Annotated in this window: 15 protein-coding genes; 14 read left to right on the top strand and 1 reads right to left on the bottom strand. The window is 71.6% G+C overall.

Translation table 11 applies throughout. The features are described from left to right. From infB to ABZU52_RS27820, 7 genes are all read left to right on the top strand, one after another. Positions 1-2,259, top strand: a 2,259-nt coding sequence (gene infB / locus ABZU52_RS27850; protein ID WP_354973927.1) for a translation initiation factor IF-2, incomplete at its 5' end; no start/stop codon positions are given. Positions 2,260-2,349: 90 nt separating this feature from the next. Next, positions 2,350-2,646: a DUF503 domain-containing protein gene (locus ABZU52_RS27845; RefSeq protein WP_030489481.1), complete on the top strand. Its 297-nt coding sequence runs from the start codon at positions 2,350-2,352 to the stop codon at positions 2,644-2,646. A gap of 126 nt (positions 2,647-2,772) precedes the next feature. Beyond that, the gene (rbfA, locus tag ABZU52_RS27840) at positions 2,773-3,255 is read left to right on the top strand and encodes a 30S ribosome-binding factor RbfA (protein WP_354973926.1); all 483 of its coding nucleotides are present in this window, start codon (positions 2,773-2,775) and stop codon (positions 3,253-3,255) included. Beyond that, positions 3,252-4,301, top strand: a complete 1,050-nt coding sequence (locus ABZU52_RS27835; protein WP_354973925.1) for a bifunctional oligoribonuclease/PAP phosphatase NrnA — start codon at positions 3,252-3,254, stop codon at positions 4,299-4,301. The genes rbfA and ABZU52_RS27835 overlap by 4 nt, the downstream gene beginning before the upstream one ends. A 101-nt stretch (positions 4,302-4,402) precedes the next feature. After that, positions 4,403-4,810, top strand: a complete 408-nt coding sequence (locus ABZU52_RS27830; protein WP_354973924.1) for a hypothetical protein — start codon at positions 4,403-4,405, stop codon at positions 4,808-4,810. Further along, a complete protein-coding gene (locus tag ABZU52_RS27825; RefSeq protein ID WP_354973928.1) occupies positions 4,810-5,019 on the top strand; it encodes a DUF6186 family protein in 210 nt (69 codons plus the stop codon). The genes ABZU52_RS27830 and ABZU52_RS27825 overlap by 1 nt, the downstream gene beginning before the upstream one ends. 603 nt (positions 5,020-5,622) lie before the next feature. After that, entirely contained in the window at positions 5,623-6,948 is a 1,326-nt protein-coding gene (locus ABZU52_RS27820) for an MATE family efflux transporter (protein WP_354973923.1), read from the top strand. Positions 6,949-6,969: 21 nt separating this feature from the next. On the opposite strand, the gene ABZU52_RS27815 is transcribed toward ABZU52_RS27820, so the two are convergent. Further along, on the bottom strand, positions 6,970-7,986 hold the full coding sequence (locus ABZU52_RS27815) for a hypothetical protein (protein ID WP_354973922.1): 1,017 nt from the start codon (positions 7,984-7,986) through the stop codon (positions 6,970-6,972). A gap of 191 nt (positions 7,987-8,177) precedes the next feature. On the opposite strand from ABZU52_RS27815, the gene truB reads away from it, so the two are divergent. The 7 genes from truB (at position 8,178) to ABZU52_RS27780 (ending at position 16,022) form a co-directional block, all read left to right on the top strand. Continuing rightward, positions 8,178-9,062: a tRNA pseudouridine(55) synthase TruB gene (gene truB, locus ABZU52_RS27810; protein WP_354973921.1), complete on the top strand. Its 885-nt coding sequence runs from the start codon at positions 8,178-8,180 to the stop codon at positions 9,060-9,062. Positions 9,063-9,138: 76 nt separating this feature from the next. Next, on the top strand, positions 9,139-10,068 hold the full coding sequence (locus tag ABZU52_RS27805) for a bifunctional riboflavin kinase/FAD synthetase (RefSeq protein WP_354973920.1): 930 nt from the start codon (positions 9,139-9,141) through the stop codon (positions 10,066-10,068). Between the two features lie 199 nt (positions 10,069-10,267). Then, on the top strand, positions 10,268-10,537 hold the full coding sequence (gene rpsO / locus ABZU52_RS27800) for a 30S ribosomal protein S15 (RefSeq protein WP_030337594.1): 270 nt from the start codon (positions 10,268-10,270) through the stop codon (positions 10,535-10,537). A 226-nt stretch (positions 10,538-10,763) separates the two neighbouring features. Beyond that, positions 10,764-13,154, top strand: coding sequence for a polyribonucleotide nucleotidyltransferase (locus tag ABZU52_RS27795; RefSeq protein ID WP_354973919.1), 2,391 nt, complete (start codon positions 10,764-10,766; stop codon positions 13,152-13,154). A 47-nt stretch (positions 13,155-13,201) separates the two neighbouring features. After that, positions 13,202-14,599, top strand: a complete 1,398-nt coding sequence (locus tag ABZU52_RS27790) for a pitrilysin family protein (protein ID WP_354973918.1) — start codon at positions 13,202-13,204, stop codon at positions 14,597-14,599. A 60-nt stretch (positions 14,600-14,659) separates the two neighbouring features. Next, the gene (gene dapB / locus ABZU52_RS27785) at positions 14,660-15,427 is read left to right on the top strand and encodes a 4-hydroxy-tetrahydrodipicolinate reductase (protein ID WP_354973917.1); all 768 of its coding nucleotides are present in this window, start codon (positions 14,660-14,662) and stop codon (positions 15,425-15,427) included. 124 nt (positions 15,428-15,551) lie between these two features. Next, positions 15,552-16,022, top strand: a complete 471-nt coding sequence (locus ABZU52_RS27780) for a GNAT family N-acetyltransferase (protein ID WP_354973916.1) — start codon at positions 15,552-15,554, stop codon at positions 16,020-16,022. Positions 16,023-16,131: the final 109 nt, after the last annotated feature.

Raw genomic sequence — 16,131 nt, 5'->3', positions numbered from 1 at the left:
ATGCCGCCGCGGCCCAGCCCGGCGTCCATGCCGAGCCAGCGTCCGGCTGCCGGTCGCCCCGGTCCCGGTGGCGCCGGTCGTCCCGGTGGCGGCGCAGGCCGTCCCGGTGGCGGTGGCGGCGGTGGTGGCTTCCGTGGCGGTCCCGGCGGTGGCGCCGGTGGCGGTGGCGGTTACCGCGGCGGCCCTGGTGGCGGCGCGGGTGCCGGCGGTGGCGGTGGCTACCGTGGCGGTCCCGGCGGCGGTGCGGGTGCTCCCGGTGGCGGTTTCCGTCCGGGTGGTCCGGCCGGTGGTGGCGGTCGTCCGGGTGCCGGTGGTCGTGGCCGTGGCGGCGGCGCAGCGGGTGCCTTCGGGCGTCCGGGTGGCCGGCCGACGCGCGGTCGCAAGTCCAAGAAGCAGCGCAGACAGGAGTTCGACAACCTGTCGGCTCCGACCATGAGCTCGGGTGCTCCCCGGGGTCAGGGTCAGATCGTCCGGCTCTCCCGTGGCGCCTCGCTGTCCGACTTCGCCGACAAGATCAACGCCAACCCGGGTTCGCTGGTCCAGGAGATGTTCAACCTGGGCGAGATGGTGACCGCGACCCAGTCCTGTTCTGACGACACCCTGCACCTGCTGGGTGAGCACCTGGGCTTCGACATCCAGATCGTCAGCCCGGAGGACGAGGACCGCGAGCTGCTCGCGCAGTTCAACATCGACCTCGACGCGGAGGTGGCCGAGGAGCGTCTGGTCAGCCGTGCGCCGGTGGTGACCGTCATGGGTCACGTCGACCACGGTAAGACCAAGCTGCTCGACGCCATCCGTAAGGCGAACGTCGTGGCCGGTGAGGCGGGTGGCATCACCCAGCACATCGGTGCCTACCAGGTGCACGTCCCGCACGAGGGCGAGGACCGGGCGGTCACCTTCATCGACACCCCGGGTCACGAGGCGTTCACCGCCATGCGTGCTCGTGGTGCCCAGGTCACGGACATCGTGATCCTGGTCGTCGCGGCCGACGATGGTGTGATGCCGCAGACGATCGAGGCGTTGAACCACGCCAAGGCGGCCGACGTGCCGATCGTGGTCGCGGTCAACAAGGTCGACAAGCCGGACGCCAACCCGGACAAGGTCCGCCAGCAGCTGACCGAGTACGGCCTGGTCGCCGAGGAGTACGGCGGCGAGACCATGTTCGTCAACGTGGCAGCCAAGCCGGGCATCGGCATCGAGGAACTGCTCGAGGCCGTCCTGCTGACCGCCGACGCGTCGCTGGAGCTGACCGCTCCGATCGACGGGCCGGCGCAGGGTGTGGCCATCGAGGCGCACCTGGACAAGGGCCGCGGCGCGGTGGCGACGGTGCTGGTGCAGAAGGGCACCCTGCGGGCGGGCGACTCGATCGTCGCCGGTGGGGCGCACGGCCGGGTCCGGGCCATGCTCGACGAGAACGGCAACCAGCTCACCGAGGCTGGGCCGGCGCGTCCGGTCATGGTGCTGGGTCTGACCGCGCCGCCCGGTGCGGGAGACACGTTCCTCGCCGCGGCGGACGACCGCACGGTGCGGCAGATCGCCGAGCAGCGACAGGCACGGCGGCGGGCGGCGTCCTTCGCCAACTCCCGTGGTCGGGCCACCCTCGAGACGCTCATGGAGCAGCTCAAGGAGGGCGAGAAGACCTCGCTCAACCTCATCCTCAAGGGCGATGTCTCCGGTTCGGTGGAGGCCCTGGAGGACGCGCTGTTCAACCTCGACATCCCCGAGGAGGTCCAGCTCAAGGTCCTCGACCGGGGCGTCGGCGCGATCACCGAGAGCAACGTCATGCTCGCGAGCGCCTCGTCCGAGCCGGTCACGATCATCGGCTTCAACGTGCGGGCCTCGAACAAGGTCCGTGAGATGGCCGACCGCGAGGGCGTGGAGATCCGGTACTACACCGTCATCTACCAGGCCATCGAGGAGATCGAGGCAGCGCTCAAGGGCCTGCTCAAGCCGGAGTACGAGGAGGCCGAGCTGGGCAGCGCGGAGATCCGCGACGTCTTCCGCTCGTCCAAGATCGGCAACATCTCCGGTTGCATCGTCCGGTCGGGCATCATCCGACGCAACGCGAAGGCTCGCCTGCTTCGGGACGGGGCGGTCGTGGCGGACAACCTCACGATCACCTCGCTCAAGCGGTTCAAGGACGACGCCACCGAGGTCCGCGAGGGCTTCGAGTGCGGTCTGACTCTGGGTGGTTACAACAACGTCCAGGTCGGCGACGTCATCGAGACCTTCGAGATGCGGGAGAAGGTTCGCGCCTGATCCGGCAGTGACACGCTGATCAAGGGGTTTACGCCACTCGGCGTAAACCCCTTGATCATGCGGGGCGGGTTGGCGGTATCGTCCGGGGCGATGTTCACCGGAACCGCGGTCTTCGACCTGCTGCTGCCGGGCGACTCCCGGTCGCTCAAAGCCAAGAGATCATATGTACGGCCGATCGTGGCGGCGTTGCGCCGCTTCGAGGTCTCGGCCGCCGAGGTGGGTGCGCTCGACCTGCATGGTCGAGCGCAGCTGGCGGTGGCCGTGGTGGCCGCCGAGACGGCGCACGTCCGCGAGGTGCTCGACTCCTGTGAGCGCCTGGTGGCCGGTCGCCCCGAGGTCGAGTTGTTGTCGGTGCGACGCCGGCTCTACGGCGTGGACGACGACTGACCATCGTGCTGGCTGTGCCGGGCGACCGGAGCAGCCGCGAAGGTAGTGTTCGAGATGTTGGCCGGTCGGCCGGCGGCCTCCGGGCCGCCGGGTCGACCGGGAGCAGGACGCCGTGGAGGTGGCGAGATGTCTGATCCGGCCAAGGTACGCCGGCACGCGGAACGGGTGCGTGAGCTGGTCGCGTCGGTGGTGCGGAGCCAGATCAAGGACCCGCGGCTCGGGATGATCACGATCACCGACGCCCGGATTACCGCTGACCTGCGTGACGCGACGGTCTTCTACACGGTGCTCGGTGACTCGGTGGCCCAGGCGGACACCGCGGCGGCGCTGGAGAGCGCCAAGGGGCTGCTGCGCAGCACGGTCGGCAAGGCGCTCGGGCTGCGCCACTCGCCGACTCTCACGTTCGTCCTCGACGACGTGCAGGACCAGGTCAAGCACATCGACGACCTGCTCGCCGCCGCCCGCAACGCGGACGCCGAGGTGCAGCGGCTCGCCGCCCAGGCGAAGTACGCGGGCGAGGCCCAGCCGTACCGGGTGGATGACGAGGCGGAGGAGGCCGACCAGGCCACCGACGTCAAGGAGACCCCGCGGGGTGGGGAAACGCGGTGACGAGCACCGCCAGCGCCCCGCTCGCGGCGGCGGCCGGGCTCGGTCCCGTCGAGGCGGACTGGGCCGCGGCCGAGGCGTTGGTGCGGGCCGTCCCGCCGACCGGCCGGACGCTGCTGATCTGCCACGTCAACCCGGACGGCGACGCGCTGGGCAGCATGCTCGGCTTCGGTCTGGGCCTGCGGCAGCTCGGCGTACGCGACGTGCAGGCGACCTTTCCAGGGCCGCCGGAGGTGCCGGAGCCGTTCCGTGGGCTGCCCGGGCTGGACCTGCTGGTCCCATCGGACGCCGCTGATTCGGCACCCGATCTGGTGATCTGCTTCGACGCGGCCAGCGAGTCGCGCCTCGGCGAGTTGGCCGGGCGGTTGTCGTCGGCGGGTGCGGCGCTGGTGCTCGACCACCACGCCTCGAACCCCGGTTTCGGCACGGTCAACCTGGTCGACCCGGGCGCGGCGGCCACGTCGGTGGTGGCCGAACAGCTGCTGTCGCGGCTCGGCGTGGTGGTGGATCCGGCCATCGCCGAGTGCCTCTACGTGGCGCTGACCACGGATACCGGGTCGTTCCGGTTCGCGGCGACCACCCCGGCGGTGCATGAGCTGGCCGCCCGGTTGCTGGCGACCGGCATCTCGCCCGGTGACATCTCCCGGCGGGTCTTCGACACCCGGCCCTTCGGCGCGGTCCGTCTCTTCGGTGAGGTGCTCGGCCGGGCTCAGCTGGAGCCGGCCGCCGCCGACGGTCGAGGGCTGGTCTGGACGTTCGCCACGCTGGACGACCTGGCCCGGCACGACCAGCGGCCGTACGTGCTGGAGGCGTTGATCGACTCGGTGCGGTGCACCGCCGAGGCCGATGTGAGCTGTGTGGTGAAGCAGACCAGGCCCGCCGAGTGGGCGGTGTCGATGCGCAGCAAGGGCGCGGTGGACGTCAGCCGGGTCGCGGTCGCGCTGGGCGGTGGTGGGCACACGTTCGCGGCCGGGTTCACCGGCCGGGGCACCGTGGAGCAGGTGGTCGAGTCGATCCGCGGTCAGCTGGACGCCGCGCTGATCGGCTGACGTCGCCCTTCGTCCGCGATCGCTCGGCGGCCCGAAGATCAGGGTCAGCTCCGGGGAGTGTTGGTCTTCCCGCGCTCCGTGATACCGGGAAGAATCGCGGGATGGAGCAGCCGCACGACCTCACCGTGGAGGCCCCCCGCGCCTGGGACCGGCCCGCCGTCTCCGTTCCCGTCCTCGTCTGCCTGTCGCTCGTCGGTGGCCGGTTCGCGTCCTTCTCCACCGAGGCGAATCTGTTCACCCTCGGCACGGGTGGGGTGCTGATCTGGCTCGGTCTGAGCAACCGGGTGCCGCGCCGGCCGGCACCGCGCCGGCTGGGCACGGGGGCGGCCTGGTGGGCGGTGCCGGTGGTGGTCTTCGGGGTCTTCGAGGGGGTGACCTTCGTGCTGGCCGCCGGTGATGACTTCCCCACCTTCTCCCGGTTGGCCGACCCGCTGCTGGAGGATCACCTGACCCGGTCGGCGGCCTGGTTCGCCTGGTTGGCCGCCTTCTGGGGGCTGGTGCGGCGATGATGCGCGCGCTCGCGATCGGTGGCTTCCTCAGCGCGTTGGTCCTCTTCGCGGTGGTCGAGTGGATGGCCCGGCGGGAGGGGTCCCGGATCCCCACCCTGGGTGAGGTCTGCGCATACGTGATGCGCTACGAGGTCGGTTCGGTGCCGGTGGGCCGGATCGGTCTGTTCGGGTTCTGGTGGTGGTTGGGCTGGCACTTCCTGGCCCGCTGAGCCGGGTTGTCGAGTGTCCAGATGGCGGGAACCGTAAGCAGTATGTGGACCTGAACGATAACTTGGGAGAAGGCCGGCACCGCCTGACGGTGCAGGTCATGGGCGGTGGTGCCACACCCCGTGCCGCCTCCCTCCAGGGTCGGATCGACCCGGGCTCACGCTGCCCAGTCGGCTGCTCCGGTAACCCCGGACCGCCGTGGGCGCTCAGCACGACCGCCCGTGAGGGTCGCCGCGTGTCGGCGGCTCGCGCCCTGGACGAGGAGCGTCACCATGCCGAACAAGCCCAAGCCCGAGACCACCACCGACGACGCCCGCGAGCAGGCCCGCCGCGCGCTGCAGACGTCGATGGACACCCGTCAGTGATCCGACCCGTCCGGCGGTGATCCCTCGGATCGACGCGGTCGGAGGAGGCGAACGCTTCAACGCGCGCCTCTGGAGCTGAATCGTTTGCGACATCGCGACGTGATTCGTCTACGACATCAGCTCCACAGCCTCTGACCGGAGGCCGTCGCCCCGGCCGGCGCAGCCGAGCCCGACTGCCCGACCGAGTAAGCAGTCGGTAGGATTGCGATCCTTACCGCGCTCGTGCCAGGATCGGCGGCGATGAGCCAGACCGCCGCCACCATCCACCGAGCCGCCTCGCCGCGCCGGATCGCCAGCCTCGCCCTGCCGGCCCTCGTGGTGCTCGCCGCCGAGCCGCTCTACGTGCTGGTCGACACCGCCGTGGTCGGTCACCTCGGCCGGGTGCCGCTCGCCGCGCTCGCCGTCGGTGGCACGGTCATGACGCTCACCGCCTGGGTGGGCACCGTGGTCGCCTACGGCACCACCGGGCGGGCGGCCCGCCGCTTCGGCGCGGGTGACCGTGCAGCCGCAGTCGCCGAGGGCATCCAGTCGTCCTGGTTGGCGCTCGGTGTCGGCCTGCTGATCGCGATCGCCATGCAGGTCGGCGGCGGCGCGCTCGCCCGTACCCTCGCCGGTGGTGGTGGCGAGGTGGCCGACGCCGCCGCGCAGTGGCTGCGGATCGCGGCCCTTGGCGCCCCCGGGCTGCTGCTCGCCGCCGCCGGCAACGGCTGGCTGCGCGGCGTGCAGGACACTCGCCGCCCGCTGTTCTTCGTGCTCGGCCCCAACCTGCTCTCCGCCCTGCTCTGCCCGCTGCTGGTCTACCCCGGCGGGCTGGGGCTGGCCGGCTCGGCGGTGGCGAACGTCGTCGCGCAGACGCTCTGCGGGGTGCTCTTCGCCGCCGCCCTGGTCGGTGAGCGGGTGTCGCTGCGGCCCCAGCCCCGGGTGATCCGCCAGCAACTGGTGCTCAGCCGGGACCTGCTGATCCGTGGGTTGGCGTTCCAGGCCAGCTTCCTGTCCGCCACCGCCGTCGCCGCCCGCTTCGGCGCCGCCGCCGTCGGCGCCCACCAGATCGCCCTGCAACTCTGGTTCTTCACCGCGCTGGTGCTCGACGCCCTCGCCATCGCCGCGCAGTCCCTGGTCGGTGCCGCGCTCGGCGCCGGCGACGACACGGGTGCGCGGGCGCTCGCCCGCCGGATCGGGCTGCTCGGCGGCGTCTGCGGCGTCGCGTTCGCGCTGGTCATCGCCGCCGGCGCCGGCGTCGTGCCATCGTGGTTCAGCTCCGATCAAGGGGTACGCGAGCAGGCCATGCTGGCCTGGCCGTGGTTCGTCGTCATGCTGCCGCTGGCCGGGGTGGTGTTCGCCCTCGACGGCGTGCTGATCGGTGCCGGTGACGTGCGTTACCTGCGCAATCTCACCATCGTGGCGGCACTCGGCGGCTTCCTTCCGGCCATCTGGCTGGCGTACGCGCTCGATCTCGGGCTGGGCGGCATCTGGGCCGGGCTCACCCTGTTCGTGGTGATCCGGCTGGTCGCCCTGCTGCTGCGACTGCGCAACGGCAGCTGGGCGGTGACCGGCGCGGTCCGCTGACCGGGTCGCCGGGCCAGACTGTCAGCAGCGCATGGTGGTCGGCGCGGGCACGTCGAGGTCGAAGATCGTGCCCGGGTCGCCCGCGGGTATCCGCTTCCCGTGCAGGTCAGCCAGCCAGTACTGCTCCCGGACCCAGCCGTCCCGCAGTTGAGCGCAGTCCGCGTTCCAGGTGATGGCCTCCGCCGAGCCGATCCACAGGCCCTTGGAGGGTGCCTGCACGTCGTCCGGGTGCGGCACCTGCCAGACCACCCGGTCGCGGACCGCCACCAAGCCGGCTCCGGCGGGTGCCCGCAGGTCCACGTCGAACGGGTACGCCCACACGAACTCCGTGGACACCTCCAACAGCCGGATCCCCTTCTCCTCGGTGGCCCGGTAGGTGATCCGGCCGTCGGCTCGGACGCCGGGCTCCCAGTCCGACGGCGACGCCATCCGGGTGGCGTACCGCAGGAAACTGTTGTTGGAGAAGTCCGGCCGGAGTTGGTCGCGGGCGTCCGGGGCGAGCAGCGCCAGGAACGGCTCCGGGTCCCCCATGAACATCGAGATGTCGAGCCGGCTCTCGATCAGTGCCTTGCGCACCGACTCCAGCGCGGTCCGTACCTCGGCCGCGGTGAACGGCCCGGTGCCCTTGGCCGCCGGCATGCGCACGGCTTCCTCACCCGGCGCGAAGGAGGCCGCCGGCGACCCGGCGAACAGGTCCCGTGGCTCGCCGACCCTGCTGACCGGTGGGGTGGGGCTCGCGGTGGGACTCGCCGAGGGGGACGCGCTGACACCATCGGCGACCCGGCCGACCAGCACCACGCCGCCGGCGACCATCAGCAGCGCCAGCACCAGCCCGAGGCCGAGCAGCAGCGCGCCGTTGTGCCGGGCCGAGAAGAAGCGGACGCGGTCCCACCCGCGGGGTTGGTGCTCGGTGGGCGATGACCGCATCCAGTCCGGTAGCTGTACCGGGTTGACCTCCGCGACCGCGGCGGGCGGTGGTGATGGTGGGTTGTCGACCCGAGCGCGGTGCTCGTGGCCTGGAGGTCGGTCGGAGGTCATCGGCGGTCCTGATCTCGAGGCGGAGGCTAGCCGGCCGATGATCTTTGCATCCGCGAGGGTCGGTCGGCTGCCCCCCGCTCGACGAACCGCCGAACGCACGCCTCGTCCCGACGAACGAGTGCGGAGGCTCGGGTCACGCCGGGCGTGCCCAGGCATTCCGGAGTACGAGCCGTCTGGCAGGCTTGGCCGACGTGAGCACCGATGGTCTGATCGTGGTCGACAAGCCCGGCGGCATGACGTCGCACGACGTGGTGGCGCGGATCCGCCGGTTGGCGAAGACCCGACGGGTCGGGCACGGCGGCACCCTCGACCCGATGGCGACCGGCGTGCTGGTGATCGGTGTCGGTCGGGCCACCCGGCTGCTGACCTACGTGATCGGCGCGGGCAAGAGCTACACCGGCACCATCCGGCTCGGCCAGACCACCGTCACCGACGACGCCGAGGGCGACGTGATCGCCACCGTGCCGGCCGGCCAGGTCACCGACGACGCGATCCGGTCCGCGCTGGCCGGGCTGAGCGGCGAGGTCGACCAGGTGCCGAGCGCGGTCAGCGCCATCAAGATCGACGGGCAGCGGGCGTACAAGCGGGTCCGCGACGGGGAGAGCGTCGAGCTGCCGGCGCGGCGGGTCACCATCTCCCGGTTGGCGGTGCTGGCGATCCGCCGCACCGAGCCGGACGTGGTGGACGTGGACGTCGACGTGACCTGCTCCTCCGGCACGTACATCCGGGCCATCGCCCGGGACGCCGGCCTGGCGCTCGGCGTCGGCGGGCACCTCACGGCGCTGCGGCGCACCGCGGTGGGTGGCTTCACCCTCGCCGAGGCGGCGACCCTCGACGAGTTGGAGCAGCGCGCCCCGGACGTGGTGAACCTGCCACTGGACGCGGCGGCGGACCGGTTCTTCGCGCGCCGGGAGGCCACGCCCGACGAGGCCCGGGTGCTCGCCCACGGCGGCCCACTGGACCCGGCCGGCCTCACCGGGCCGTACGCCGTCTTCGGGCCGGCCGGCGGCCTGATCGCTATCGTCAGCGAGCGGGACGGGCGGGCCCGGGCCGAGATCGTGCTCGCCCCGGCCTGACAGCGGGGCGCAGGTGCGCCGGCCCGCAGCCGGCGGTGTCGACCCGCCGGCCGGCGGGACAGCAGAGAGGAACGGCATGCAGCGGTGGCGGGGCTACGACGCGGCGCCCGGCGGGTGGGGGCGCTCGGTGGTCACCATCGGCGTCTTCGACGGCGTGCACAAGGGGCACCAGGCGACGATCGGGCACGCGGTGGCCCGGGCCCGCGAGTTGGGCGTGCAGTCGGTGGTGGTCACCTTCGACCCGCACCCGGCGGAGGTGGTCCGCCCCGGCTCGCACCCGGCGGTGCTCACCGAACCGGCCCGTAAGGCCGAGCTGATCGAGGCCCTCGGTGTGGACGTGCTCTGCGTGGTGCCGTTCACCCCGGAGTTCTCCCGGTTGCCGGCCGAACAGTTCGTGCACGACGTCCTGGTCGAGCACCTGCACGCGGCGTTGGTGGTGGTCGGCGGCAACTTCCGGTTCGGGCACCGGGCGGCCGGCGACGTGGCGTTGCTGGAACGGCTGGGCCAGACGTTTGGCTTCGGCGTGGAGGGCGCACCCCTGGTCGCCGAGGACGGCACCGTCTTCTCCTCCACGTACATCCGGTCCTGCGTCGACGCGGGCGACGTGGGCGCGGCGGCCGCCGCGCTGGGCCGCCCGCACCGGCTGGAGGGCGTCGTGGTCCGCGGCGACCAGCGGGGCCGGGAGCTGGGCTTCCCCACCGCCAACCTGCTCTGCCACCGGTACGCGGCGGTGCCCGCCGACGGGGTGTACGCGGCCCGGCTGATCCGCCGCGGCCAGCGTGAGCCGCTGCTGGCGGCGGTCTCCGTGGGCACCAACCCGACCTTCTCCGGCCGGGAACGGCGGGTGGAGGCGTACGCGCTGGACTTCTCCGGCGACCTGTACGGCGAGCGGCTGGCCCTGGACTTCGTGGCGCACCTGCGCGGTCAGATCCGGTACGACTCGATCGAGCCGCTGATCGCCCAGATGAATCAGGACGTCGAGCGCACCCGGCGCGCTCTGGCCTGATCGTCACGGGGTGACAGGGCGCCATCAAGGCCCTTCGCCGGGTGTTACCGGCGAGTGCTGGTAGTCTTGCCGGGACGTCGGGTGACCGGCGTGGGGCCTCGCGTGCCTGCTCGACGCCGCGGGTGCGAGGTACCGGTCCGTTCCCGGTCCACCGGGACGACGGACACCCACTTGATCAACCCACCGAAACAGGGAGAACATGGCGCTCGATCAGGAAGCCAAGGCCAGCATCCGCGCGGAGTACGCGACCGCCGAGGGCGACACCGGTTCGCCGGAGGTCCAGGTCGCGGTCCTCACCAAGCGGATCGCGGAGCTGACCGAGCACCTGAAGGTGCACAAGCACGACCACCACAGCCGCCGTGGGCTGCTGCTGCTGGTCGGCCGGCGCCGTCGGTTGCTCAACTACGTCCAGAAGAAGGACATTGCTCGCTACCGGTCGCTCATCGAGCGGCTCGGTCTGCGCCGGTGACGTGACGGGGGAGTGGCCGGACGGCCGCTCCCCCGTACCGCGTCCCACCTGAGGAAACACGGGCCGCGCGACCACCCGAGAGGGAGCCGGTCAGCGTACCGGTCTCCGGTAGTGGCCCCCGGGAACCCGGCATCTTGCCGGCCACCCGGGCGCTTCGATCGAAGACCGGCCGGCTGAGCAGCTCCCCGATGTCGTGGGCCCACGACGCGAAGGAGCACGACAGCACATGACCGAGACCAAACTCGGCACCGAATCCCGCACCGCCGTGATCGACAACGGGTCCTTCGGCACCCGTGAGATCACCTTCTCCACCGGTCGGCTGGCTCGCCAGGCCGCCGGTTCCGTCATCGCCCAGCTGGGCGAGACGGTGGTTCTCTCCGCCACGACCGCCGGTAAGCACCCGAAGGAGCAGTTCGACTTCTTCCCGCTGACCGTCGACGTCGAGGAGCGGATGTACGCCGCGGGCCGCATCCCCGGCTCGTTCTTCCGCCGTGAGGGCCGGCCCAGCGAGGACGCGATCCTCACCTGCCGGCTGATCGACCGGCCGCTGCGCCCGTCCTTCGTCAAGGGCCTGCGCAACGAGGTCCAGGTCGTCGAGACCATCCTGGCGCTCGACCCGCAGCACCCGTACGACGTCGTGGCGATCAACGCCGCCTCGATGTCGACCAAGCTGTCCGGCCTGCCGTTCTCCGGCCCGATCGGGGCGACCCGCGTCGCCCACATCGACGGCCAGTGGGTGGCCTTCCCGACCCTGGAGGAGCTGGCTCGCGCCACCTTCGACATGGTCGTGGCCGGCCGCACGCTGGAAGACGGCGACGTCGCGATCATGATGGTCGAGGCCGAGGCCACCCCGAACGCCGTCGCCCTCATCTCGGCCGGTGCCACCGCCCCGACCGAGGAGGTCGTCGCCAGCGGCCTGGAGGCCGCCAAGCCGGCGATCCGTGAGCTGTGCCGCGCGCAGAGCGAGCTGGCCGAGGTCGCCGCCAAGCCGGTCACCGAGTTCCCGGTCTTCCTGGACTACCAGGACGACGTCTACGACGCCGTCGCCGAGCTGGCCCGCGGTGAGGTCGCCGAGGCGGTCACCATCGCCGGCAAGGCCGACCGCGAGGAGGCCCTGGACCGGGTCAAGGCCCGGGTCGCCGAGGAGTTGGGCGCTCGGTTCGAGGGTCGGGAGAAGGAGCTCAGCGCTGCCTTCCGGTCGCTGACCAAGTCCGAGGTGCGCAACCGCGTGCTGCGCGAGCAGGTCCGCATGGACGGGCGTGGCCCGCGCGACATCCGGTCGCTGACCGCCGAGGTTGGCGTGCTGCCCCGGGTGCACGGTTCGGCGCTGTTCGAGCGGGGCGAGACCCAGATCCTGGGCGTCACCACGCTGAACATGCTCCGCATGGAGCAGATGGTGGACACGCTGTCCCCGGAGAACCGCAAGCGCTACATGCACAACTACAACTTCCCGCCGTACTCGACCGGTGAGACCGGCCGGGTCGGCTCGCCGAAGCGTCGCGAGATCGGCCACGGCGCTCTCGCCGAGCGCGCGCTGATCCCGGTGCTGCCGTCGCGCGAGGAGTTCCCGTACGCCATCCGGCAGGTGTCGGAGGCGCTCGGCTCCAACGGTTCCACCTCGATGGGTTCGGTCTGCGCCTCGACGCTGGGCCTGCTCTCCGCGGGTGTTCCGCTGAAGGCGCCGGTCGCCGGCATCGCGATGGGGCTCATCTCCGACGAGGTGGACGGCAAGACCCAGTACGTGACGCTGACCGACATCCTCGGTGCCGAGGACGCGTTCGGTGACATGGACTTCAAGGTCGCCGGCACGCCGGAGTTCGTCACCGCGCTCCAGCTCGACACCAAGCTCAACGGCATCCCGTCGGACGTGCTGGCCGCCGCGTTGCAGCAGGCGAACGAGGCCCGGCAGATCATCCTCGGCGTGATGAATGCGGCCATCGAGGCTCCGGCCGAGATGTCCGACTACGCGCCGCGGGTCACCACCGTCAAGATCCCGGTGGACAAGATCGGCATGGTGATCGGCCCGAAGGGGCAGACCATCAACGCGATCCAGGACGAGACCGGCGCCGAGATCTCCATCGAGGACGACGGCACGATCTACGTCGGCGCCACCAACGGCCCGTCGGCCCAGGCGGCCGTCGACCGGATCAACGGCATCGCCAACCCGACCCTGCCGAAGGTGGGGGAGCGGTTCCTCGGCACGGTGGTCAAGACCGCCGCGTTCGGCGCGTTCGTCTCGCTGCTGCCGGGCCGTGACGGTCTGCTGCACATCTCCAAGGTGGGCGACGGCAAGCGGGTCGACCGGGTTGAGGACTTCCTCAACGTCGGTGACCGGGTCGAGGTCGAGATCGCGGACATCGACGCCCGCGGCAAGATCTACCTCGACAAGGTCCGCCCGGAGGGCACCGAGGCTCCGGCCGCCGGTGAGGCCGCTGCTGGCGACCGGCCGGCTGGTCGGGACCGCGGCGACCGGGCTCCGCGTGACCGCGGCGACCGTGAGCGTGGCGGCGACCGTGGCGGGCGTGGCCCGGAGCGCGGCGGCGAGGGCGGCAACGGCGGCGGCGGCGAGGGTGGCGAGGGCGGCGAGCGTCCGCGTCGTCGGACCCGGCACAGCTGACCGTCGTACCCAGCATCACCCACCCCTCGTCGAACCGGGAGCAAGTCGTGAGTCGGGCCATCAGCGCGCCGTTTCCACCGGATCGACGGGGGGTGGCCCCGTCTAGGGACACCGGGGCGGGCCGCTCCGGCGGCACCGCCCGCGCGGTGACCCGGACACTCAGCGACGACCCGCTGGGCGGCACGGTACGACGTACCGTGCTGCCCAGCGGCCTGCGCGTCCTCACCGAGGCGATTCCGGCGATGCGCAGCGTCTCGTTCGGCATCTGGGTGGCGGTCGGCTCGCGCGACGAGACCGGCCCGCAGGCCGGTGCCGCGCACTTCCTCGAGCACCTGCTCTTCAAGGGCACCCACAAGCGCACCGCACTGGAGATCTCCTCGCAGATCGAGGCGGTGGGTGGTGAGACGAACGCCTTCACCACGAAGGAATACACCTGCTACTACGCCCGGGTGCTGGACGAGGACCTGCCGCTGGCGATCGACGTGATGTGCGACCTGGTCGCCGACTCGCTGTTGGAGCCGGCCGACGTCGAGACCGAGCGTGGCGTGATCCTGGAAGAGATCGCCATGCACGACGACGAGCCGGGTGACGAGGTGCACGACCTCTTCGTCCAGGCCGTCTACGGCGATCACCCGCTGGGTCGGCTGATCTCCGGCACCGCGGAGACCGTCACTCCGATGACCCGCCGGCAGATCCAGAGTTTCTACCGGGGTCGCTACACCGCGCCGCAGATCGTCATCGCCGCCGCCGGCAACCTGGACCACGCCGCGGTGGTCAAGCTGGTCCGTCAGGCCGTGCGCGGCACCCCGCTGGACAGCGACCCGGCCAGCCCGGCGCCGCACCGCGCGGCGACCCCGGCGGTACGCACCAAGCCGGCGACCACACTGGTGGAGCCGAAGGAGACCGAGCAGGCTCACGTCATCCTCGGCTGCCCCGGCATCGACCGGCTCGACGACCGGCGGTTCGCCCTCGGGGTGCTCAACAACGTGCTCGGCGGCGGCATGTCCAGCCGCCTGTTCCAGGAGATCCGCGAGCAGCGCGGCCTCGCGTACTCGGTCTACTCCTACGCCAGCCAGTACGCCGACACCGGCCTGTTCGCCGTCTACGCCGGCTGCGCCCCGGGCAAGGTGGACGAGGTGCTGGCCCTGACCCGTGCCGAGCTGGCCCGGGTGGCCGCCGACGGGTTGACCGAGGCCGAGGTGGCCCGGGGCAAGGGGATGAGCAAGGGCTCGTTCGTGCTCGGCCTGGAGGACACCGGTTCCCGGATGAGCCGGTTGGCCAAGGGCGAGCTGCTCTACGGCGATCTGATGCCTGTCGACGAGTTGCTCCGCCGGGTCGACGAGGTCAGCGTGGAGGACGTGAACGTCCTCGCCGCCGAGCTGCTCAGCCGCCCGATGTCGCTGGCGGTGGTCGGCCCGTTCGGCGCTGGCGACTTCGCGGTCTGAGGGGCTGTCACTGCCGGTCCGGCCGTAGGTGCGCGTCCCGATTGGGATAGGTTGTGCCCCGTGACTGACGAGCAGGGAAAGACCCCGGCCCAGCCGCTGCGGGTCGGCGTGTTTGGTGCGCGCGGCCGGATGGGCATCGAGGTCTGCAAGGCGGTCGACGCCGCCGACGACCTCACCCTGGCGGCTTCGATCGACCAGGGCGACAGCCGGTCTGCCGTCTCCGGCGTCGACGTGGTCGTCGACTTCACCACGCCGGACGTCGTCATGGACAACCTCCAGTGGTGCATTGAGCAGGGCATCAGCGCGGTGGTCGGCACGACCGGCTTCACCGAGCAGCGGCTGGAGCAGGTGCGCGACTGGCTGGCCGAGAAGCCCGAGGTGGGCGTGGTCATCGCCCCGAACTTCGGCATCGGCGCGGTGCTGATGATGCAGTTCGCGGCGCGCGCCGCCCGACACTTCGAGTCCGTCGAGATCATCGAGCAGCACCACCCGCGCAAGCTGGATGCCCCGAGCGGCACCGCCACGCACACCGCCCGGCAGATCGCCCAGGCCCGGGCCGAGGCCGGTCTCGGCCCGGTGCCGGACGCCACCAAGGACGAGGTGCCGGGTGCGCGCGGCGCCGACATCGACGGGGTACGCGTGCACGCGGTGCGCGCCACCGGTCTGGTCGCCCACCAGGAGGTGCTCTTCGGCGGCACCGGTGAGACGTTGACGATCCGACACGACTCGTACGACCGGGTGTCGTTCATGCCGGGTGTGCTGCTGGCCGTCCGCGCGGTGCGCAACCGCCCCGGTCTCACCGTCGGCCTGGACGCCCTGCTCGACTGACGGTCCGTTCCTCCGCCACGCGACCAGAATGCTGGTCGCCAGCCGCAGATCTTGGACACTTTCCGTTCAGCGCGAACGGAAAGTGTCCAAGATCTGAGCCCCCGGCTCGGGTAGCATCCGGCGGATGATCAATGGGGGACATCTGGACCGGGTCGGTCGACCGGTCACCCTGCGCCCGATTGACGACGACAACTGGCGGGCGGTGGCCGACGTCGCCCCGCGCGACGACCAGCGCCGGTTCGTTGCCGCGTTGGGCGCGCGTTACCTGCTGCTCAGCATGCGCTCCGAGGTGTGGAACTCGCTCGCGGTGTACGCCGACGAGACCGTCGTCGGTCACGTCATGTGGGGCGTGGACGACGACGGCTCGCACTGGATCGGCGGGATGCTCATCGACGCCGCCGAGCAGAGTCGTGGCGTGGGCCGAGCGACGGTGCAGACCCTTGCCGCCTGGCTGTCCACTCGGGAGGGCAACCCCCCGGTCCGCCTCTCCTACCACCCTGACAACACCCAGGCCGCCGCCCTCTACACGTCTTTGGGCTTCCACCCGACCGAAGCCATGGACGACGACGAGTTGATAGCAGAGCAAGTCCGCTAACCCGCCCCGCCCCGCCCCGCCCCGCCCCCCCCCCCCCCCCCCCCCCCCCCCCCCTCAATGTTTTGTGGTTGGCGTGTGCTCCGGATAAACCCCATTTTGGTGGGCCCAC

This window comes from Micromonospora sp. NPDC005220 (genome assembly GCF_040607895.1).
Taxonomy (GTDB): Bacteria; Actinomycetota; Actinomycetes; order Mycobacteriales; family Micromonosporaceae; genus Micromonospora.
This window is presented reverse-complemented; position numbering and strand designations above follow the sequence as displayed.